This window comes from Aliarcobacter butzleri (assembly GCF_900187115.1).
GTDB lineage: Bacteria > Campylobacterota > Campylobacteria > Campylobacterales > Arcobacteraceae > Aliarcobacter > Aliarcobacter butzleri.
This window is the reverse complement of sequence record NZ_LT906455.1, coordinates 2,298,596-2,321,832: the sequence shown is the minus strand read 5'-3', so window position 1 is coordinate 2,321,832 and position 23,237 is coordinate 2,298,596. Positions and strand designations below refer to the sequence as shown.

17 protein-coding genes and 1 pseudogene are annotated in these 23,237 nt (G+C 28.3%); 15 read left to right on the top strand and 3 right to left on the bottom strand.

The genetic code is table 11. From position 1 onward, the window contains the following. Nucleotides 1-134 precede the first annotated feature (134 nt). The 13 genes from typA to CKV87_RS11470 all read left to right on the top strand — a co-directional run bounded on the left by typA (nucleotide 135) and on the right by CKV87_RS11470 (nucleotide 13,525). A complete protein-coding gene (gene typA / locus CKV87_RS11530) occupies nucleotides 135-1,949 on the top strand; it encodes a translational GTPase TypA (RefSeq protein WP_004510009.1) in 1,815 nt (604 codons plus the stop codon). A 218-nt stretch (nucleotides 1,950-2,167) separates the two neighbouring features. Beyond that, complete coding sequence (locus CKV87_RS11525) at nucleotides 2,168-3,532, top strand: circularly permuted type 2 ATP-grasp protein (protein WP_012148130.1); 1,365 nt, start codon at nucleotides 2,168-2,170, stop codon at nucleotides 3,530-3,532. Between the two features lies 1 nt (nucleotide 3,533). Then, nucleotides 3,534-4,202 carry an alpha-E domain-containing protein gene (locus CKV87_RS11520; protein ID WP_012148129.1) on the top strand — a complete coding sequence of 223 codons (669 nt, stop codon included), beginning with the start codon at nucleotides 3,534-3,536 and terminating at the stop codon, nucleotides 4,200-4,202. After that, nucleotides 4,199-5,158 carry a M14 family metallopeptidase gene (locus tag CKV87_RS11515; protein WP_012148128.1) on the top strand — a complete coding sequence of 320 codons (960 nt, stop codon included), beginning with the start codon at nucleotides 4,199-4,201 and terminating at the stop codon, nucleotides 5,156-5,158. Before CKV87_RS11520 ends, CKV87_RS11515 begins: the two co-directional genes overlap by 4 nt. Continuing rightward, nucleotides 5,145-6,077, top strand: a complete 933-nt coding sequence (locus tag CKV87_RS11510) for a M14 family metallopeptidase (RefSeq protein ID WP_012148127.1) — start codon at nucleotides 5,145-5,147, stop codon at nucleotides 6,075-6,077. The genes CKV87_RS11515 and CKV87_RS11510 overlap by 14 nt, the downstream gene beginning before the upstream one ends. 91 nt (nucleotides 6,078-6,168) lie before the next feature. Further along, nucleotides 6,169-6,627, top strand: coding sequence for an RrF2 family transcriptional regulator (locus tag CKV87_RS11505; RefSeq protein WP_004510004.1), 459 nt, complete (start codon nucleotides 6,169-6,171; stop codon nucleotides 6,625-6,627). Nucleotides 6,628-6,901: 274 nt separating this feature from the next. Beyond that, complete coding sequence (locus CKV87_RS11500) at nucleotides 6,902-7,981, top strand: sulfate ABC transporter substrate-binding protein (protein ID WP_012148126.1); 1,080 nt, start codon at nucleotides 6,902-6,904, stop codon at nucleotides 7,979-7,981. 31 nt (nucleotides 7,982-8,012) lie between these two features. Next, nucleotides 8,013-8,282 carry a MoaD/ThiS family protein gene (locus tag CKV87_RS11495; protein WP_004509990.1) on the top strand — a complete coding sequence of 90 codons (270 nt, stop codon included), beginning with the start codon at nucleotides 8,013-8,015 and terminating at the stop codon, nucleotides 8,280-8,282. Between the two features lie 106 nt (nucleotides 8,283-8,388). Next, a complete protein-coding gene (locus tag CKV87_RS11490; protein ID WP_012148125.1) occupies nucleotides 8,389-9,612 on the top strand; it encodes an EAL domain-containing protein in 1,224 nt (407 codons plus the stop codon). A 15-nt stretch (nucleotides 9,613-9,627) separates the two neighbouring features. After that, a complete protein-coding gene (cysK, locus tag CKV87_RS11485; RefSeq protein ID WP_012148031.1) occupies nucleotides 9,628-10,560 on the top strand; it encodes a cysteine synthase A in 933 nt (310 codons plus the stop codon). Nucleotides 10,561-10,751: 191 nt separating this feature from the next. Beyond that, nucleotides 10,752-11,606 (top strand): sulfate ABC transporter permease subunit CysT, encoded by an 855-nt coding sequence (gene cysT, locus CKV87_RS11480; RefSeq protein ID WP_012148124.1) that lies wholly within the window; start codon nucleotides 10,752-10,754, stop codon nucleotides 11,604-11,606. Beyond that, complete coding sequence (gene cysW, locus CKV87_RS11475) at nucleotides 11,603-12,463, top strand: sulfate ABC transporter permease subunit CysW (protein ID WP_012148123.1); 861 nt, start codon at nucleotides 11,603-11,605, stop codon at nucleotides 12,461-12,463. The genes cysT and cysW overlap by 4 nt, the downstream gene beginning before the upstream one ends. Nucleotides 12,464-12,478: 15 nt before the next feature. Further along, nucleotides 12,479-13,525 (top strand): sulfate/molybdate ABC transporter ATP-binding protein, encoded by a 1,047-nt coding sequence (locus CKV87_RS11470; protein WP_012148122.1) that lies wholly within the window; start codon nucleotides 12,479-12,481, stop codon nucleotides 13,523-13,525. Nucleotides 13,526-13,537: 12 nt separating this feature from the next. On the opposite strand, the gene CKV87_RS11465 is transcribed toward CKV87_RS11470, so the two are convergent. The 3 genes from CKV87_RS11465 to CKV87_RS11455 are packed head-to-tail and all read right to left on the bottom strand — an operon-like array spanning nucleotide 13,538 to nucleotide 20,286. Further along, nucleotides 13,538-14,425, bottom strand: a complete 888-nt coding sequence (locus CKV87_RS11465) for a transglutaminase family protein (RefSeq protein ID WP_012148121.1) — start codon at nucleotides 14,423-14,425, stop codon at nucleotides 13,538-13,540. A 2-nt stretch (nucleotides 14,426-14,427) separates the two neighbouring features. Further along, nucleotides 14,428-16,917, bottom strand: coding sequence for a circularly permuted type 2 ATP-grasp protein (locus CKV87_RS11460; RefSeq protein WP_012148120.1), 2,490 nt, complete (start codon nucleotides 16,915-16,917; stop codon nucleotides 14,428-14,430). Further along, entirely contained in the window at nucleotides 16,918-20,286 is a 3,369-nt protein-coding gene (locus CKV87_RS11455) for a transglutaminase family protein (protein WP_012148119.1), read from the bottom strand. It abuts the gene before it with no gap. A 208-nt stretch (nucleotides 20,287-20,494) separates the two neighbouring features. Here CKV87_RS11455 and moeB point away from each other — a divergent pair, with 208 nt between their 5' ends. Further along, nucleotides 20,495-21,637 carry a molybdopterin-synthase adenylyltransferase MoeB gene (gene moeB, locus CKV87_RS11450; protein WP_012148118.1) on the top strand — a complete coding sequence of 381 codons (1,143 nt, stop codon included), beginning with the start codon at nucleotides 20,495-20,497 and terminating at the stop codon, nucleotides 21,635-21,637. 193 nt (nucleotides 21,638-21,830) lie between these two features. Continuing rightward, nucleotides 21,831-22,754: pseudogene (locus tag CKV87_RS11895) on the top strand (Cache 3/Cache 2 fusion domain-containing protein); the annotation flags it as partial. Between the last annotated feature and the right edge of the window lie 483 nt (nucleotides 22,755-23,237).

Here is a 23,237-nt window from a genome sequence, read left to right as displayed (position 1 = left end):
ATAATATTTAAAGTGGTAAAAAAATATTTACTTTTTATTTTTTAAAGTTCGTTTAACCATATTTTAAGCAATTATAAGAACTTAAGTTTTTTTTGGATAAAATCCGCGAAAATTTTATATAAAAAAGAAGAAATATGAGAGATATTAGAAACATAGCCGTAATTGCACACGTTGACCACGGTAAAACAACACTAGTTGATGAATTATTAAAACAATCAGGAACATTTTCATCTCACCAAAATGTAGAAGAAAGAGTAATGGATAGTAATGCTATTGAAAAAGAAAGAGGGATTACAATTCTTTCAAAAAATACAGCAGTTGATTATGAAGGTGTAAGAATTAACATCATTGACACTCCGGGACACGCCGATTTTGGTGGAGAAGTTGAGAGGGTTTTAAAAATGGTTGACTCTGTTTTACTTCTTGTTGATGCACAAGAAGGAGTAATGCCACAAACAAAATTCGTTGTTAAAAAAGCACTATCTTTAGGACATAGACCAATCGTTGTTGTAAATAAAATTGATAAACCAGCAGCTGAGCCTGATAGAGTTGTTGATGAGGTATTTGACCTTTTTGCTCAAATGGATGCAACTGAAGAACAATTAGAATTCCCAGTTATTTATGCAGCTGCAAGAGATGGATATGCAAGATTTGATGCAAATGATGGAAATATGGATTTAAAACCGCTATTTGAAACAATTTTAAAAGAAGTTCCAAAACCAATTGGTGCTGATGAAAATGGTTTACAACTTCAAGTATTTACACTTGATTATGATAATTTTATTGGAAAAATTGGTATTGCAAGAATTTTTAATGGAACAATTTCTCAAGGTGAAACAGTTTTATTATGTAAAGCAGATGGTGAAAAAGTAAAAGGAAGAGTATCTAAACTTATTGGATTTAAAGGTTTAGAAAGAGTTGAAATTAAAACGGCAGGAGCAGGAGATATCGTTGCAGTTGCTGGATTCGAAACAATTGATGTTGGTGATTCTTTATGTGATCCAACAAATCCTATGCCACTTGACCCAATGCACATTGAAGAACCAACACTTTCTGTTACTTTTGCTGTAAATGATTCTCCACTTGCTGGAACTGAAGGTAAATTTGTAACTTCAAACAAAATTGATGAAAGATTAAAAGCTGAAATGAACACTAATATTGCGATGAATTATGAGCAAATTGGTGAAGGTAAATTTAAAGTAAACGGAAGAGGTGAGCTTCAAATTACTATTTTAGCTGAGAATATGAGAAGAGAAGGCTTTGAGTTTTGTATAGGAAGACCTGAAGTTATCATTAGAGAAGAAAATGGTGTAAAAATGGAGCCATTTGAGCACTTAGTTATTGATACTCCAGATGAATTCTCAGGTGCTATTATTGAAAAACTTGGAAAAAGAAAAGCTAATATGACAAATATGGTACCAATGGGGCAAGGATATACAAGATTAGAGTTTGAAATTCCTGCAAGAGGATTGATTGGTATTAGAACAGAATTTTTAACAGAAACAAAAGGTGAGGGTGTTATGAACCACTCATTCTTAGAGTTTAGACCATATTCTGGAACAGTTGAATCAAGAAAATATGGAGCTTTAGTTTCTATGGAAAATGGAGAAGCTCTTGCATACTCAATCTTTAACTTACAAGATAGAGGAGTAATGTTCGTAAAACCTCAAGATAAAGTATATATCGGAATGGTAATTGGGCAACATGCAAAAGATAACGATTTAGATGTAAATCCTATAAAAGGAAAACAACAATCAAACGTAAGATCTAGTGGTGCTGATGAAGCAATTAAATTAATTCCACCAAGACTTATGTCTTTAGAAAATGCTTTAGAGTGGATTGAAGATGATGAATTAGTTGAAGTTACACCTCTTTCTGTAAGAGTTAGAAAAAGAGAACTTGATCCAACAGTAAGAAAAAGAACAGCAAAAAAAGAAAAGAATGCTTAATTTTTTTCTTTTAAGTAAAACTTTTAAGAAAGTGAAGCATTAAGAAAAAGATTATTAATACAAAAAAATTGTCATTTTGTTTAGAAAGGTAAGAAGATATATTATTTTCTTACCTTTTTTTATGTCTATCTCATACCAATTTGTATATTTAGTGTACAATAAAGAGTAAATATTTTTTACAAATCGCACTAAAATTTATACTATATAGGAGGTGTGGGATGCTAGAAATAAAAAATGAGAAAAGGGAACTCTTTTGGGAAATATTCTCTAAGCAAAATAGATTATTAATAGATGAATTCCAAAAGTATATGGATAAGTTTGCTGTAAATTTCAATCTTTATAAAGATGGAAATTTTATTGAAAGGTCTCTTCCTTTTGATGTTATTCCTCGAATTATCGACTCAAAAGAGTTTGATAAAATAGATAAAGGTCTATCTCAAAGAATAAAAGCTTTAAATCTTTTTTTAGAAGATTTATATACACAAAAAAAGATTATTAAAGATAAAGTAATCCCCGAAGAGTTCATCTTCCAAGCCAAAGGTTACTTAAAAGAGCTAAATGGCTTCTCACCGAATAAAAAAATCAGAACACACATAAATGGTATAGATTTAGTAAAAGACACAATTACAAATGATTGGGTTATCTTAGAAGATAATTTAAGAGTTCCAAGTGGTGCTAGCTATCCTTTATCTATTAGAGATACATATAGAAAAATTTACTCAGATTTTTTTGAGGAATTAAAAATAAAACCAATAAAAGGGTATCCTCAAATTTTAGAAAATGCTATGGATTATGTAAGTTGTGGAGGAATAAATGTTGTTTTAACTCCAGGAAGATTTAATTCTGCATATTATGAACACGCATATTTGGCAAAAAAAATAGGTGCCCAACTTGTAAGAAATGATGAGTTGATTGTAAAAAATAAAATTTTATATTTTAAAAATTATGATGGAAAACTTATAAAAGTTGGGGCAGTTTATAGAAGATTGGATGATGAGTTTTTAGATCCAAAATTCTTCAATCCTGAGAGTTTAATTGGTGTTTCTGGAATTATGGAAGCATATTTAGCTGGAAATGTAGCAATTATGAATGCTCCTGGAAATGGAGTTGCTGATGATAAAGGAATTTATTATTTTGTTCCAAAGATGATTAAATACTATTTAGGAGAAGAACCAATTTTAAATAATGCTCCAACATATTTACCATATTTTGAAAAAGATAGAAAATATATTTTTGAAAATATCCATAAGCTTGTTATTAAAGATGTTGCAGAAGCTGGTGGGTATGGAGTGATGTTTGGGCATACAATGACAAATATTCAAATAAATGATTTAAAAACAATCATAGCTTCAAATCCAAGAAGATTTATTGCACAAGAATTAATAGAGTTCTATGATGAAGAGTGTTATATCAACAATGAAATAGTTTCAAGAAAAGCAGACTTTAGAGCTTATGTTGTGATGGCTGATGAACCAAAAGTTTGGCAATGTGGCTTAACAAGATATGCAATGGAAGCAGGGAATTATTTGGTAAATTCATCTCAAGGTGGTGGATTTAAAGATACTTGGGTAATGGAGGCTTGAAATGGAACAATTGCTTACAACAAATGTTGCAAATAATCTTTATTGGTTTGGAAGATATTTAGAAAGAGTTGAAGCTACTTTGATAGAGACACTTTTTCATTTTGATAAAATAGTAGATATAGATAAAGATTCTGGAAAGAAATTTTACAAAAAACTAGGCATTGATATAGAGTACACAAATGCAAAAGATTTTTTAAAAGAGTCTATCTTTGGAAAACACGATGCAAATATCTATAAATTAATATCTTATGCAAAAGAGAATGCAATTATAAGTCGTTCAAATATTGATACTGAAGCTTTTGGTTCTGTTATTGAACTAGCAGATTTATTAAAACATTCAAGCCATGCAAATTTTAGTATTGATTGTAGATTTATCGAATATATTTTATCTTTAATTAGCCAAATTTGGGGAGAACTAACGAGAAGAGAAAAAAGAGACACTAGTGATTATTTCATTAGATTGGGAAAGTTTGTTGAAAAAGTAGATTTTCATTTAAGAGTTGGACATGATAAAGAATTTTCTTTAGTTGTAATAGAAGAAATAGATAAAATTGCAACAATACTTGCTCCAAATGCTAAGTTTAAAACATATGATGAAAATGATACATATGAAGCAATTTTAAATTCAGTTAATTCAAAAATAAATAAAATAATAGTTGAGGAAGAATGATTACAAGAGAGATATTTAAATCAAATTTACCAGTTGGAGAAAAACTATCTATAAAAAGAAGTAGGTTTGAGCCAAAAAGTAGTTATAAAAATAGTGAAAAACTTAAAAGAATTTCTATTGTTAGTGGAATTCATGGAGATGAATTAGAAGGGCAATTTGTTATTTTTCTTTTAGCTCAATGGTTAAATGAAAATAGTGATAAATTAAGAGGAATAGTAGATATTTATCCTGCTGTTAATTCCCTTGGAGTTGATACTATAACAAGAGGGTTTCCTTTATATGATATTGATTTAAATAGAGCTTTTCCTGGAGATGTAAATGACTTTCTTCCTGGACAAGTTGTATATGCTTTAACACAAGATGTAAAAGGAAGTGATATAGCTATTGATATTCATTCAAGTAATATTTTTTTAAGAGAGATACCTCAAATTAGAATAAATAAAGAGTTTTCAAAAGATACACTACCTCTTGCAAAAGAACTTAATTGTGATTTTATTTGGATTCATGATGCAGTTACTGTTTTAGAAGCTACTTTTTCTCACACTATGAATTCAATGGGAACAAAAACACTTGTTGTTGAAATGGGTGTTGGTATGAGACTTACAAAAGAGTATGGTGAACAACTTTTAATAGGAATTCTGAATCTTATGAAAAAAGAAAAAATCATAGAGTGTGATGAAGATTTTGATGTAAGAAAACCATTTAGTTCTGAAGTTGGAGGAGTTTTTTATTTAAATGCTCCTAAAAGTGGTTTATTTGTACCTGCACTTGATCATTGTGCGATTATTCAAAAAGGTACTAAAATAGGTGATATTGTTGATCCTTTAACTGGAACTGTACTTGATACATTAATTGCACCAAATAATGGAATATTATTTACATTAAGAGAATATCCTGTAGTTTATGAGGGTTCTTTAATAGCTAGAATTTTTGGAGTTAATAATGGAAAAAATTGAAATCCTAAGAATAGAGTCATTAAGTAGAGAACCTTTAGTTGTAGAAGGGTATTTATTTAAAGGTACAAATCCAAAAGCTCCAAAAATTGCAATAATTGGGGCAATGGGAGGAGATTCAATCCTTCCTTTATATTGTGCTTCAACTTTAGTTGATTTTTTTAACAATAAAGTAAAAAAAGAAAAAATTAAAGGAGATATATTTATCATACCTTCTATAAATCATTATGCTTTAAATATTGGAAAAAGGTATTGGCCTTTAGATAATACAGATATAAATATGATGTTTCCAGGATATGAAGAGGGAGAAACGACACAAAGAATTGCAAAAAAAGTTTTTGATGCTCTTAATGGTTATGATTATGGAATTATTTTAGAGAAACGACATGATACAGCAGTTTGTTTACCTTATATAAAATTATATAAAAGTGGATATGAAGATTTGGAAGCAGCTAAAAAATTTGGTTTTAAATTAATTCACCATAGAGTTATGAAATCAATTGATAGTGTTACTTTACAATATAATTGGCAACTTTGGGGAACAAAAGCTTTTTCTATTATTTGTCCAAGTATTAATCAAGTAGATAAAAAAACTGCAAATCAAATAAATCAAGCAATTATTAGATTTATGGATAAAACAAAGATTTTGAATTATCATATATTTAATGGATATGAATCAACAGTAATGGATAGAAAAATAATAAATGTAGTTAAAGCACCTAAAAGTGGTATATTTATTCCAACAGAAATACCTGGAAATTATGTATCGAAAAATCAAGTAATTGGAGAGGTTGTACACTCTTTAGAAGGCAATGTTATCCATCAATTTTTAGCACCATGTAATGGAATGATTACTTGTTATTACGCAAATTCTTTGATTTTTGAAAATGCGATTGCATTTAGAATTGCAAAAATCGGCTAAAATTTTAGTTGATTTTTTCTAATTCCAAAAAAAACTATTGACAATATTTCGAAATTAAAATATAGTTCTACCAATTAAGTAGGTGATAAATATGAAAGTTTCAAAAAAGACAGATTATGCGTTAAGAGCTTTGTTTGCAATAGCAGAAGCTGATAATTTAATTTCAATAAGAGAACTATCAGAATCTGTTGATGTTCCAAGAAGATTTTTAGAAAATATTATGCTTGAAATGAATAGAGCAGGTTGGGTAAAGAGTATTCCTGGTCGTTATGGTGGTTATGTTTTAGCAAAAGGTTCTGATGAAATAACTTTAGGTGAAGTAATAAGATATTTTGAAGGTATGATTGCTATGATATCTTGTGTTTCAGTATCAAATTATGAACCATGTAGCCAAGAAGGAAAGTGTTACTTTAGAAGAGTATTTTTAAATATTAGAAATTTAACAGCACAAATTCTTGATAAAACAACAATAGCTTCTTGTTTAGGACAAGCACCTGTTACAAAAGAAGATATTTATAAAGAAGAATTTATCGGTGGATTGGGTATTTAAGGATGTTTTCTAAATACCTTTTTTTTGATATAAAAGAATTAATTTAAAAAGTTTTTTTAAAAACTATTGACAAATATTTTTTTTACTATTATAATTTCACCAATTTAGTAGGTGATAGATTAAAATTTAAAAAATATCATCTAAAGACAAAGGATAAAAAATGATGTGCGACATGTGTAAAAAGATTAAATATAAAAACAAGAAAAAGGTGAGATTTTTTTAAATCTTTAATTATCACACATTTAGTGTATACATATAAAAAAGAGAAAATAAAATGATAAAAAATATAAAAAACATTGCATTAGCATCATTGCTAATTTCAACATTAGGTTTTGCAGATGATTTTGCATACGATAAAAAAGCTGAAGCAGAAAAAAAATCGATTGAAATCTTAAATGTTTCATATGATCCAACAAGAGAACTTTATGAAGAGTATAATAAAGCATTCTCAAAATATTGGAAAGAAAAAACAGGACAAAATGTAACAATTAAACAATCACATGGTGGTTCTGGAAAACAAGCAAGAGCAGTAATTGATGGATTAAAAGCAGATGTTGTAACTTTGGCACTTGCTTATGATATTGATGCAGTTGCTGAAAAAGGACATTTAATTCCTAAAGATTGGCAAAAAAAATTAGATTTCAATTCATCTCCTTATACTTCTACTATTGTTTTTTTAGTTAGAAAAGGAAATCCAAAAGGAATAAAAGATTGGAATGATTTAATTAAAGATGGTGTTGAAGTTATAACTCCAAATCCAAAAACTTCAGGAGGTGCTAGATGGAACTATTTAGCAGCTTATGCTTATGGTTTAAAACAAGAACTTGGAAGTTTAGACAAAATTGATTTTAACTCACAAAAATATAAAGTTGCTGATGAAAAAGCAAAAGAGTATGTTTCAAAACTTTTAAAACATGTTCCAGTTCTTGATTCAGGTGCAAGAGGAGCTACAAATACATTTGTACAAAGAAAAATTGGAGATGTACTTTTAGCTTGGGAAAATGAAGCATTCTTGGCAATAAACGAGCTTGGAAAAGATGAGTTTGAAATAGTTGTTCCATCTATTTCAATATTAGCTGAACCACCTGTTAGTGTTGTTGATGTAAATGCTAAAAAAAGAGGAACATTTACTGTTTCAACTGAGTATTTAAATCATCTTTATTCAAAAGAGGGACAAGAAATAGCTGTTAAAAACTATTATAGACCAAGTCTTCCTGAATTAGTAAATAAAGAAGATTTAAAAATATTCCCAAAACTTGAATTATTTAAAATCGATGATGTTTTTGGAAGTTGGGCAAATGCACAAAAGGTACACTTTGATGATGGTGGAACATTTGATTTAATTTACAAATAGTAAATAAATCAAAAAATAAAAGGAGTTTTAAATGGCAAAAGTTTATATACCTAGAACTCTAAGATTATTTACGAATGGCGATTTTGAGATAATACTAGGAGGAGAAAAAATATCTGATGTTGTATCAAATTTAGTTGGCAAATATCAAGATTTAGAAAATTATATATTTACAAATGAAGGAAGATTAAAAAGTTTTGTAAATATTTATTTAAATGAAGAAGATATTAAACGTTTAGATAACTTAGAAACAAAAGTTTATGATGATGATAAAATACTTTTAGTCCCATCTATTACAGATTAATCGTAACTATGGCAAGATAATAAAGATGATAAACTTTTATAAAAGAAAAGATAAAGTTTCATATAAATTATCAGAATTAAAATAGCCAGTTATAAGGGAAGTAAAAGTGGAGAAGATTGAAGATATTGATAGTGAAATTTTATTTCCAAATAGAAAAGATTTTATAAAAGATAATATAGCAAAAGAGTTTAATAAAGTAGCAATATTTGATATAAGTGGATTTGGAAATATAAATCACTATTATGGATATGATTTTGGAGAAAAAATCCTAAAAATGGTATCTATAAGATTAGAAAATAAGTTTTTAAATGGAAAGATTTACTATTTAGGAGCAGATATTTTCGCAGCTACTTCAAATGAAACTGTTTCAAAAGATAGATTTGTTCAAGCTGTAAAATCTATTATTTGGTATTTTGGATATTCTCCTATTGAATTAAATGGATATAAAGTTTATATACCATTAAGAGCAGGAGTTGCAATAAATTATGCAGAACTTCTGTTTTGCGCAGAGTATGCTTTAAAACAAACAAGAGTTTTAAAACATAATTTAGTTGTATATGATAATGAAGAGCATCATATTTGTAATCCTTCTTCTTTATCAATAGAACAAGAACTATATTGGGAAATGCAAATAATTCAAGCTATAAAAAAAGATAAATTTGAGATTTTTGCGCAATCAATAAATAGCCAAAATGAGAAAAAATATGAAATATTAATTCGTATGAAAGACTCAAAAGATGAAATTGTAAGTCCATATTTTTTTATTAATAGGGCTAAAAAAATAAATTTATATAATGAAATCACAAAAAAAGTAATTCAAAAATCTTTTGAGTTTTTTGAGGACAAAAATGTTGAGTTTAGTATAAATTTTTCAATTAGTGATATTTTAGAAAAAGATGTTGTAGATTTTTTGATACAAAAAATTTATGAATTTGATATAGGATATTTTTTAACAATTGAAATAACAGAGAGCGAAGGTATTGATAATATCGAAGAAGTTGTCTCTTTTATTAAGATTGTAAAAAATTTGGGTGTGAAAATAGCAATAGATGATTTTGGTACAGGGTATTCAAATTTTTCTTATTTAGTAAAACTTCAAGCAGATTTTATTAAACTTGATGGTTCAATTATTCAAGAGATAAATAAAACAAAAACAGCTAAAGCTGTTGTTGAAGCAATAGTGTTTTTTGCCCAAAAAATCGGTATTAAAACTGTTGCAGAGTTTGTTTCTTCAAAAGAGATTTTTGAAACTTGTAAAGAGTTAAATATTGACTATTTTCAAGGTTATTGGTTTGATGAACCAAAAAATGTAAAAGAATTAAAATTATAAGAAAAGGAATAAAAGATGGGATACGCAAAGAATATAACAGAATTAATAGGAAATACACCACTAGTACAATTGCAACAAGCAAGTAATGAAAGTGGAGCGACAGTATTAGGTAAATGTGAATTTTTAAACCCAACACATTCAGTAAAAGATAGAATTGGAACAAATATGATTAATACAGCTTTGAAAGAAGGATTAATCAATAAAGATACAATAGTAATCGAACCAACAAGCGGAAATACAGGAATAGCATTGGCTTCAGTTTGTGCAGCATTAGGAATAAAACTAATCCTTACAATGCCAGCATCAATGAGTATTGAAAGAAGAAGACTTCTTCAAGCATTAGGAGCAAAACTTGTTTTAACTCCACCAGAAAAAGGTATGAAAGGTGCTATTGAAAAAGCAAATGAATTAAAAGAGGAAACACCAAACTCTTTCATTCCTCAACAATTTGCAAATAAAGCAAATCCAGAGATTCATAGATTGACAACAGCTCAAGAGATATTAAAAGATACTGATGGAAAAATAGATATCTTTATAGCAGCTGTAGGAACAGGTGGAACATTGACAGGGACAGGTGAAGTTCTAAAAGCACATAACCCAAATATAAAAATAATAGCAGTAGAACCAGAAGCAAGCCCAGTGCTAAGTGGAGGAAACCCAGGACCACATAAAATCCAAGGGATTGGAGCAGGATTTGTACCAGATATATTAAATACAAAAATATATGATGAAATAATTCAAGTGTCAAATGATGCAGCAATAGAGACATCAAGACAATTAGCACAAAATGAAGGGTTGCTTGTAGGTATTAGCGCAGGGGCTAACGCATATGTAGCAAGTCAAGTAGCTGCAAGACCAGAGAATAAAGGTAAAACAATAGTAACAATTTTATGTGATACAGGTGAAAGATATTTAAGTTCAGGATTATATAATTACGAAGAAGAGTAAGACCTCTTCTTCATCTCTCTTTGAGGAAGATCTTCAAAACTTACTTACAGAATATATCTTTTTGACAATTTAAATTTAAAGAGATATAATTTCACCTATCTTGTAGATGATTATTTTAACCATCTATTTTTTTTTTATGAAAATTTTATATTTCACCTATTGAGTGGATTATATATTTAAGGGATTATTTAATGAGATTAAATTTTGGCATATTAAAAAGACCAAAATCCACAATTCCTGGATTTGGTTTGACTTTAGGATATACAGTTTTTTATTTAAGTATTATTGTAATTATTCCACTTATAGCTCTGTTTACAGAAGCTTTTAGTATGGGATGGCAAGCTTTTTTAGATGCAACAACAAATGATAGAGTAATTGCAAGTTATAAACTAACTTTTTTTACATCTATAATAGCAGCACTTATAAATACTTTTTTTGGACTTATTGTTGCTTGGTGTTTAGTTAGATATGAGTTTTTTGGAAAAAGAGTTTTTGATGCAATCGTTGATTTACCTTTTGCTTTACCAACAGCTGTTTCAGGGATTGCACTTACAACACTTTATTCATCACAAGGTTGGTTTGGACAAATTTTACAACCACTTGGAATAAAAGTTGTTTTTACTCCTATTGGAATAACAATAGCTTTGATTTTTATTGGTCTTCCTTTTGTTGTAAGAACAATTCAACCAGCATTTGAAGAGTTAGAAGTTGAACAAGAAGAAGCAAGTGCAAGTTTGGGAGCAAGTAGATGGCAAACATTTTATAAAGTGATACTTCCTACTATTTTTCCAGCACTATTAACTGGATTTGCTTTATCTTTTGCAAGAGCTTTAGGTGAATATGGTTCGGTTGTTTTTATAGCTGGAAATATGCCAATGAAAACAGAGATTAGTACACTTTTGATTATTACAAAACTTGAACAATATGATTACGCAGGAGCAACAGCGATTGCGGTTGTAATGTTATTAATCTCTTTTGTAATGTTACTTTTAATAAATATTCTTCAAAGATGGAGTTCAAGAAGAAGAGGAATGGAGGCAATATGAAAACACGAAGTAATTCACAAACATCACTAGATGAATCAAAAGTTGTAAAATATTTATTAATAGGAACAGCTATAACATTTTTAATGGTTATGTTAGTAGTTCCTTTGATTACAATATTTGCAGAAGCTTTTAGAAAAGGAGTTGAAACATATTTTTTAAGTTTTGAAGATGAGTATGTTTTAAGTGCAATTAAACTTACATTTATAACTGCAATTATTGCTGTTCCTCTAAATTTAGTTTTTGGGCTTGTAGCTTCTTGGGCAATAGCAAAATACTCTTTTTTGGGGAAAAGTTTTTTAATAACTTTGATTGATTTACCTTTTGCGGTTTCACCAGTTATTTCAGGATTTGTTTATGTTTTATTGTTTGGAGCACAAGGTTGGTTTGGTTCTTGGTTGATTGAAAATGATGTACAGATTATTTTTGCAGTTCCTGGAATTGTATTAGCAACTATATTTGTAACTTTTCCATTTGTTGCAAGAGAGTTAATCCCTTTGATGCAAGAGATGGGAAATGATGAAGAACAAGCTGCTTTACTTTTAGGAGCAAGTGGTTTTCAAACATTTTTAAAAGTTACTTTACCAAATATAAAATGGGGACTTTTATATGGAGTTATTTTATGTAATGCAAGAGCAATGGGAGAATTTGGAGCAGTTTCAGTTGTTTCAGGACATATTCAAGGTGTGACAAATACGATGCCTTTGCAAGTTGAGATTTTATATAACGAATATAACTTTGTAGCAGCTTTTGCAGTTTCAACACTTTTAGCAATTTTGGCTTTATTAACTCTTGTTTTAAAATATATTTTAGAGTGGAAAGTACAAAAAAGAGCAAAAAAATTAGAGAATGAAGAATAATTTATAGGAAAAAATATGAAGATTGAAGTAAAAAATTTAACAAAAAACTTTGGAAATTTTGTAGCACTTGAAAATATAAATTTAGATATTGTTGATGGTGAATTATTGGCACTTTTAGGACCATCAGGAAGTGGAAAAACAACTCTTTTAAGAATGATTGCTGGACTTGAAACAGTTGATGATAAAGATAGTGGAGAGATTTTATTTAATGGTATAAATGTTGCAAAAAAAGATATTGGTGAACGAGATATTGGTTTTGTTTTTCAACATTATGCACTATTTCGTCATATGACTGTTTTTGAAAATATTGCTTTTGGTCTTAGAGTAAAACCTAAAAAACAAAGACTTTCAAATAAAGAGATTGAAGAAAAAGTAAATAAACTTTTAAAACTTATTCAACTTGATGGTTTTGCTTCTCGTTTCCCTTGGCAATTATCTGGTGGTCAGCGACAAAGAGTTGCACTAGCACGTGCACTTGCAGTTGAGCCAAAAGTTTTACTTTTAGATGAACCTTTTGGTGCGCTTGATGCAAAAGTGCGAACTGATTTAAGAAGATGGTTAAAAGAGCTTCAAGAAGAACTTGGAATTACGACTATTTTAGTTACACATGACCAAGAAGAAGCACTTGAAGTTGCAAATAGAATAGTAGTAATTAGTAAAGGAAAAATAGAGCAAGTTGGAACTCCTGAAGAGGTATTTCATAGTCCTAAAAATGAGTTTGTAATAAACTTTTTAGGAAATGTAAATCTATTTCATGGACGAGTTGATGATGGAAAGTTAAATCTTGAAGATAACTCAGATAATAAATATTTGATTAGACCTCATGAGTTAGAAATAATTTCTGTAAATGATAAAGAAGCAATTTTACAAGCAAAAGTAAAATATATTCAACTTGCAGGTTCTTTTGTGAAAATAGATTTAAGTCATTTAAATGATGAAACAAAAACTTTGATGGTTGAGATATCACACTCTGAGTTTAAAGAGAAAAATATTCAAAAAGGAAATATTGTAGGTATTCGTCCAAGAACTTTAAGAACATTTGAAGATGGTGCAGGAATATAATTTATATTAAAGTTAAAGTAATTTAACATTTACTTTAACTTTTAAACTACTTTCTCCACTACTTTGAATAATACCTTTTAAAGGGGCAATATCTAAATAATCTCTACCATAACCTAAAATAATATACTCTTCATTTGGTAGTTTATTATTTGTTGGGTCAAAATCTGCCCAACCATAAGTAGGAATATAAATAGAAAACCAAGCATGAGAAGCATCTGCTCCAAATAGTTTTTCTTTACCTTTTTGAGGAATAGTTTGGATATAACCACTAACATAACGTGTTGGAATTCCAATACTTCTAAGAGCAGAAATTGCAAATTGTGCAAAATCTTGACAAACTCCTTTTTTCTCTTTGAAAACGACTTCCGTTGGTGTTGTTATATCTGTGAAGCCTGATACGAAATCAAAATCATTATATATTCTTTGCATAAACTCATTTGTTGCTTCATAAAGATTTCTTTCATCCCAAAAAGATTCTAAAGCATAATTAATTATTTCATTTGATGCAACTGGAATTGATTCTGTTTCAAATAAAAAAAGTTTAGATAAAACATCATCTTTATAATATTTGTTAAGTCTCTCTTTTGCTTCGCCAAAAGTAATAGAAACATTTTTCAACTTTTCTAACTCTTCATTTATGTTTTCTTCAATTCTTTCAACTTTTGATTTTGCTACTACTTTTAAAGTTGTATGCTCTTCTCTTATGAGCATAAAGTTATTTGTATTTTCAAAATAATCAATAAATTCATTTGTTTCATAAGGTGTTGGTTCAATATTTAAAGAGTATTCTAATAGCTTTTGTGTATCACTATTTTTTGGTTTTAGTCTTGCAATATTATGGCTAAAAGTTACAAGTCCAGCATAATCAAATTTTGTTTCGTGGTAAATTTCATAAATCATAATTACTCGTTATAGTGTGAAAAATATGTTTTTGTAAGTTCTTCAGAAGTTTTACTTAATAAATCTGAAATGATTGAAAGAAAATTTTCTAACTCTTTATAAATAAATTCATCCTCTTTGGTTTCTAAGAGTTTATCTGTATTTGTTAAAGTTATCATAGAAAAAGCTTTAAATACAGGTTCTTCAAAATTACTTAATCGAGAATTGTTTATTGTTTTTGGTAACTCTTTTAAGTCTTCTAATAACTCTTTAATTATATAAATCAGTGATTTTGGATATTTAGTATTAAAAAGTAAAAAATCTAAAACATTTTTTAAATCTAAAGAAGATTTGTAATATGTTCTATATGAATTATAACTCTCATAAGAGTTAAGCATGGAATCAAGTACATCATACTCTAAAAGTTTGTCCAACTTTAAAGTAAGAAGAGAACGAAGTTTAGAGATTAAAAGTTGAGAAATTTCAACTTTACATCCAATATCAAAAAGAATTAGCCCCTGTTCTTTAAAAATACTTTCATCAATTAATTCTTTATATGCCATAAGATAAATTAGTAATTTATCAAGTTCATTAATATGGTCTTTGTATGAAAAAACTTCTCTTTTATTATAACTATTCCACTCTTTTTGCATTTTTTCATAAATTCTCCATGCATCCATTGTTAAAAGATTTTTAACACTTGTATTTAGATTTGAGAGTAAACTAAGAGAAAAAGAGAGGCTTCCTACTCTATTTTTATCTTTAATTAATGAAATGATTTCAGTAAGTGGTTGTTTTAATTTTTCCTCTAAAAAGCCAGGATAAGTCATTGTAAGATGAGTTAATGCGATATTTAATATTTTTGAAGTCTGTTTTGAACTTATGTTATTGTCATATCTATTTATATTTAACATAGCTTTTAGATTAAATCTAAGCATCCTTGCTGTTGTAATGGCTCTGCTTAAATATCTACCCATCCAAAATAGATTTTCAGCTCTTTTTGTTGAAATATTTTCAAGTTGAGAATCTATAAAAGTTCTATTTTTGAAAATATAATTTCCAATATAAGTATCATCTTTTCCTAAAATCCATAAATCTTTACTTGTTCCTCCTTTTTGATTTGAAACAACTAAAGAGTCTTTTGAAGGAGAAACTCTAATTAATCCTCCTTGTAGGACATTATATTCACCATCTTGTAAATATGAAAAAGCTCTAATTACAGTATTTCTTGGTTCAACTTTTCCTTTTGAAAAAGAAGGAGTTGTAGAAAAATCAATAATCTCTTGTCCCACATAATAGTGAGGTGCTTTTTTTATTTTTTCTATTAAATCTAATAGTTGTTTATCATTTAATTTATTTCCAAAATATACTTCAATATTATCTGTTCTATCTATTTTTTTTACAATTAAAGTTTTTAAATTCTCTAAAACAAAATCTAACTCTTTTTTTTGTCCACACCACCAAGTAGCAATTTGTGGTAAAATCAATTCCTCATCTAATAAAAATTTTGAGATATTTTTCATAAATGGATTTAATCCAATATTCTCTAAAATACCAATTCCAATAGGATTTATCATTGATAAATTATTTTCTCTTACAACATTTACTAATCCAGCAACTCCCAATTGTGAATTATTTTTAAGTTCAAGTGGATCACAATATTGTGCATCAACTCTTCTAATTAAAGTATCAACTTTCCTTAGCCCTTTTAGACTTTTTAGCCAAAGATGATTGTTTTTTACAAGTAAATCTTCACCTTGAACTAGAGTTAAATCTAAATATGAACTAAGATATGAGTGCTCAAAATAGGTTTCATTTAGTGGACCAGGAGTTAAAAAGGCTATTAGAGGATTATCTTGATTTGAAGGAGATAATGACTTTAGCATATTTTTATAACCTTCTATAAAATTTGCCATTTTTTTTATCTCAATATCAGGATATAAATCATTTGAAATAGAGTTCATTGTAAGACGATTTTCTATTGCGTATCCTAAACCTGAAGGTGATTGAGTTCTATCATTTATAACCCAAAATTTACCATCAGGACCTCTACTTATATCACTTGCATAAAATCGTAAAGAGTAGTAATCTTCATTTTTAAAGTTAAAAACTTCAGGAATAAAACTCTTATGTCCAAAGACTATTTCAGCAGGAACAATTCCCTCTTTTATGAGTTTTTGTTCCGTGTATAAATCTTTAAAAATTAAATTTAAAAGTTTTGCTCTTTGTTTTAAACCTTTTGTTACTTCATTCCACTCTTCTTCTGTGATAACCAAAGGAATTGGATCTAAATTCCATCTTCTATTATTTCCTTCTGGGTCATTGTAGATATTGTAAGTAACTCCATTATCTTCAAGTCTCCAATCAATTTCTAGTTGTTTTTGTTCTAATTGTTTGATACCAGCTTTTTCTAAACCTTCTATTATTTGTTTCCAATGTGGTCTAATATTACATTTATTATCAAACATTTCATCAAAAGATGATTCTAATTTACAACTATCAAAAACTGACATCTAATTTTTTATCCACCTTTGTCTTAAATCTAATGTATGAGGGTATTCTTTATTTTTTGGCATTTCATGGAAATATAGTTTTTTATTTCCAACTTTATTTTTTATACTTCTTGAAGCTTCAAGCGCAAAAGAAGAAGAGTTTGCCTCTCCAAAAAGTTGAGTTTCCATAGGAGTTACTTCTCCTTGAGAGTGATTAAAATCCCAATATCTGTTTATTCTTCTTGATTCTGCTTCATAAGAGTTTACAGGGAAAGTTTCATAACTTCTTCCCCCTGGATGTGAAACAAAGTAGTTAAATCCACCAATAGACCTCATATTCCATTTATCTATTATATCAAAAGTTAAAGGTGTATCTACTTTAATAGTTGGGTGAAGTGCTGACCAAGGTTGCCAAGCTTTATATCTTACACCACTAACAAACTCTCCTTCAACTTCAGTTTTTGTTAATGGAACTTGAACTCCATTACAAGTTATTACATATCTCTCTTCATTAAAATCTTGAATTTTTATTTGAAGTCTTTCAAGTGAAGAGTCCACATATCTTGCTGTTCCTTGAGAACTTGATTCTTCTCCTAAAACATGCCAAGGTTCAATTGCTGCTCTAATTTCTACATGCATTCCATTTATCATAGTCATTCCATATAATGGGAATCTAAACTCAAAAAATGGGTCAAACCAATCAAGTTTAAACTCATATCCTTCATCATTTAGATACTCAACAACACTTTTTAAATCTTCTCTTACATAATGTTCAAGTAAAAATTTATCATGAAGTCTTGTTCCCCAACGAATAAGATTGTGTTTATATGGTTTTTTCCAAAAACAAGAAACTAAAGCACGAACTAATAACATTTGTAAAAGTGCCATTTGTGAATGAGGTGGCATATCAAATGCTCGAAGTTCTAAAATTCCTAATCTTCCACTTGAACTATCGGGTGAATATAATTTATCTATACAAAATTCACTTCGGTGAGTATTTCCTGTAATATCTGTTAATAAGTGTCTAAATAATCTATCTGTTAGCCAATAAGGAACATCTCCATTTTCAGGAATTTGTGAAAAAGCAATTTCAAGTTCATAAAGATTTTCAACTCTTCCTTCATCAACTCTTGGCGCTTGAGAAGTTGGTCCTATAAATGCTCCTGAGAAAAGATAAGATAAACCAGGATGGTGTTGCCAAAATGTGATTAGACTTCTAAGTAAATTGGGATTTCTTAAAAGTGGTGAATCACTTGGCTCCATAGCACCAATAGTTACATGGTTTCCTCCACCAGTTCCTGTATGTCTTCCATCAATCATAAATTTTTCAGTTCCAAGCCTACAAACTCTTGCATCTTCATATAGTTTTAATAAGTTATCACTTAACTCTTTCCACGAGCTTGCTGGTTGGATATTTACTTCAATAACACCTGGATCTGGAGTTACTTTGATTCTATCTGTTCTTAAATCATAAGGTGGTTCATAACCTTCAATAATAACAGCCATATTTAATCTACTTGCAGTCTCTTCAATAGAGGCGATTAAATCCAAAAATACTTCTGTTTTTTCAATTGGTGGCAAGAAAATACAAAGTTTATTATCTCTTACTTCAATACTTAAAGCTGTTCTTACAAAAGCTGAATATTTATTGTTTAAAGTTGTTTTATTATTTATATTTTTAGCTCTTTTTTCAACTTCACTTATATAATCTCCAAGTATTGGATATGAAGCAAATAAGTCTGCTTGAAAATCTTGGTCTAATTCAACTTGTGGTTTTACTATTAAAGATTCTAAAGGAAGCCTAAATCCAATAGGTGAGTTACCTGCACTTAAAAATAGATTACCTCGTCTAAATTCCCATTTTGATGTAATCCATTTCGTAAATCCAAAATTAAGAGGAAGAACATATCCAACTTCATTATTTAATCCATAAGTTAATTTTTGTGCAATTGTTTTTCGCTCTAAAGGATCTTTTAAATCATATTTTAATGGGTCTATATCAATAGGAAGTTCAGCCTCTTTCATAATATAATATATTGGGTCTTCAAAAGCTGGAATTACATTTTCATCACTAACTCCTAAAATTAAAGCTAAAGTTGAAATAAATGTTTTTGCATCTGCCGTTGTGTAAGGGTAACTTTTATTCATATTGGCTAATAAATCTGGATTTTTCCATACTGGTTTTCCATCTTTTCGCCAATAAATTGTAGTTTGCCATCTTGGAAGTGGCTCTCCTGGATACCATTTTCCTTGAGCGTGATGTAATAATCCACCATTTGTAGAAGAACTTAAAATTCTTCTTGAAAGATTATTTGCTAACTCTCTTTTATGTTCTCCATCTGCTTGAGTATTCCATTGAGCTGATTCCATATCATCAATAGATACAAAAGTAGGTTCTCCTCCCATTGTAAGTCTTACATCATTTTTTATTAAATCTTCATCAACTTTAAATCCAAGATTATAAATAGCTTCCCATTGTTCATCTTTATATGGTTTTGTAACCCTTGGTGATTCAAAAATTCTAGTAACTTTGTTTTCAAAGAAAAATTCAGTTTCACATTTATCACTAAATCCTTCAATAGCGTGAGCACTATTATAGTGAGGTGTACAAGCAAGAGGAATATGACCTTCACCTGCAAAAAGTCCACTTGTACTATCAAGACCAATCCATCCTGCACCTGGAATATAAACTTCTGTCCAAGCATGTAAATCTGTAAAATCTGCTTCAGGACCACTTGGACCATCTAGTGATTTTACATCTGCTGTTAATTGAACTAAATAACCAGATACAAAACGGCTAGCAAGTCCAAGATGTCTTAAAACTTGAACAAATAACCAAGCAAAATCCCTACAACTTCCAAGTTTTTTCTCTAAAGTTGTTTTACAAGATTGCACACCTGGTTCTAGTCTAACTGTATAATCTAAATAAGAGTTGATTTTTTGATTTACTTCAACTAAAAAATCGATAATTGATTTCTCTTTTTTATCAATACTATCAACAAAATCTTTTAAAATCTTATTCTTTTCATCAATTTTTAAATATGGTTTTAACTCTTCTTGTAAATCTTTTTTATATTCAAATGGATAGTTTTTTGCGCTATCTTCAACAAAAAAATCAAAAGGGTTTATTGTAATCATATCTGCAATGATTTCAACATCAACACAAAATTCATCTGTTTTTTCAGGAAAAACAAGTCTTGCTAAATAGTTTCCAAAAGGGTCTTGCTGCCAATTTATAAAGTGATTATCAGGTTTTATTTTTAAAGAATAAGCTTCAATTGGCGTTCTACTATGAGGAGCTGGACGTAATCTTATAATATGAGGAGATAAAGATATTTTCCTATCATATTTATAGTGCGTTTTATGGGAAATTACTACTTTTAAAGCCATTGTAAATCCTTAATCTTTGATATAGATATTATATAAATATTGGATATGATATTTTTTAAAAAATTGTATAAAGAATATACCTTATTAAATTAAAAAATAAGATTATATTTTAAGATATAAAAAAGATTATCCAAATGAGTGTTTTGGTATCCTTTTATGATAAATTAAAAATAAAGAATATAAAAGATTTTATAAATGGATTATAATTATGAAAAAAGAGTATAAGCATGATAAACTCTCATCAGAAGAGATAAATAGATATAGTAGGCATTTGATTCTACCAGAAGTGGGATTAGAAGGGCAACTAAAAATAAAAAATTCAAAAGTTTTGGTCGTAGGAACAGGAGGACTTGGAGCACCTGTTATTTTATATCTTGCAGCTGCTGGAGTTGGAACTATTGGTTTGATTGATTTTGATACAGTAGATGAATCAAATTTACAAAGACAGATTATTCACTCAACAAAAGATGTAGGAAGACCAAAAGTTGATTCAGCAACGAATAGTATAAAAGGTATAAATCCAAATGTTGAGGTTATTGCATATAATGATAAATTGACAAGTAAAAATGCTTTAGAGATTATTGAAAAGTTTGATATTGTTGTAGATGGAACAGACAATTTTCAAACAAGATATTTAGTAAATGATTCTTGTGTTATTTTAAAAAAACCATTTGTTTATGGTTCTATTTTTAGATTTGAAGGTCAATCAAGTGTATTTAATGCTTATGATGGTCCATGTTATAGATGTTTATATCCTGAGCCACCACCAGCTGGATTAGTTCCTTCTTGTTCTGAAGCCGGAGTAATAGGAGTATTACCCGGAATTATCGGAACAATACAAGCAAATGAGACTATAAAATTAATTTTAGGAATAGGTGAAGTTTTAAAAGGAAGACTTCTAACTTTTGATGCTTTAAAAATGCAATTCAAAGAACTAAAACTAAGAAAAGATGATAAGTGTCCTGTATGTAGTGAACATAAAGTAATAACAGAACTTATTGATTATGAAGAATTTTGTGGTTTGAAAGCAGCTGGTGAAAAAGTTGATATTGAAGAAATAAGTATATTGGATCTAAAAAATTTAATAAATGAAAAAGAGCCTTTAGAACTGATTGATGTTCGACCAAGCTCTGATTTCCAAATTCAACATATTGAAGGTTCAAAAAATATTCCATTTGCACAACTAGCACATAGAATAAATGAAATAGAAACATCTAAAAAAGTTGTAATAGTTTGTAAAATAGGTTTTTTAAGTAAACAAGCTATTTTAGAACTTGATAAAATAGGTTTTAAAACTAAAGCTTATAGTCTAAGTGGTGGAATCACTTCTTGGATAAATAGTTTAAAATAAAAATAATTTATTTGAAAAGATTAAATAATAATCAAATCAAATAATTTATAATTAAAGTTATTGTTATATAAGCTTATACAACCAATATAATGTATATTTATAATAATTTATATCTTAAAAAATAATTTATTTGATATTAATATTACTTTGTTATTATTCCTCCAAAATATAGTCTATCGTAGGAGGATAAGGTATGAATTCAGTGATAAAGAAGGTATCACTTTTTCAAAGTTTAGCTGTAGCAGTAATATTAGTAATAGCTGTTTCAAGTATTAGTGTAATTGTAAAAAATTCTATAATATCAGATGTAAAATTAGGCTTTAAAGAAAGAGTTATAGATATAAGAGCAACTTTTGAAGTTTTAAATGATTCTATAAAAGAATCAGCAAAAACTGTTTCAAATGTATTTAGTGCAAAGTTAAATAACATTGAAATAGATTATTCAGAAAAAATTGAATTAAATGGTGTTCAAACTGCAACTTTAAAATCAAATGGAATTATTTTAAATAAAAACAATGAATTAATAGATGAATTTACAAAAACTACTGGAGCAGTTGCAACAGTATTTGTAAAACAAAATGATGATTTTTATAGAGTTGCTACTTCTTTACATAAATTAGATAATTCAAGAGCTGTTGGTACTTTTTTAACAAAAGAAAATCCAGCTTATGAAAAAATAATAAAAAAAGAAAAATATATTGGAACAGCAAAATTATTTGGTAAGAATTATATGACAGTATATGATCCTATAATTAAAAATGGCGAAGTTATAGGAATACTTTTTGTTGCTTACAATTTCGATGGTTTATATAACATTTTACAAAGTAAATTAGAAAAAATCAAATTTGGTCAAAATGGATATTTATTTGCAATAGATACAAAAGAAGAGATTTTAACTCTACATCCTACATTAAAAAATAAAAAAATCAGTGAATTAGATAGTAATAATCAAACAATATTAAAAAATATTATTACTCAAAAAGATGGTGTTTTAGAATATGATTTTATTGATAAAGATGGTAAAAATAGAAAACTTTCTGCTTTTACTGTTTTTGAAGATTGGAATGTTATTTTAGTATCAAGTGCGAATTTAAGTGAATTATTAGAACTAAATAACACACTAAGAAGTTATTCAATATTTGGTGGGATTTTATTGTTATTTATACTATTAGGTGTAAGTTATTTTATCATTAAAAAGACAGTTAATGAACCATTAGTTCTTATAAACCAAGGATTAAATGAATTTTTCTCTTACTTAAATAGAGAAAAAAATAAAATAAGTTTGATTGATTTAAATTCAAAAGATGAATTTGGTCAAATGGCAAAAGTATTAAATACAAATATTGATAAAACAAAAATGGGAATAGAAGAGGATAGAAAGCTAATTGATGAAACTATAACAGTTTTAAGTGAGTTTGAACATGGAGATTTATGTCAAAGATTACATATTAATGTTTCAAATCCAGCATTAAAACAGTTAAAAGAAGTAGTTAATAATATGGCAGATAATTTAGAACATAATATTGATAATGTACTTGAAATTTTAGAAGAGTACTCAAATTACAACTATATAAATAGTATTTCTACTGAAGATTTAAAA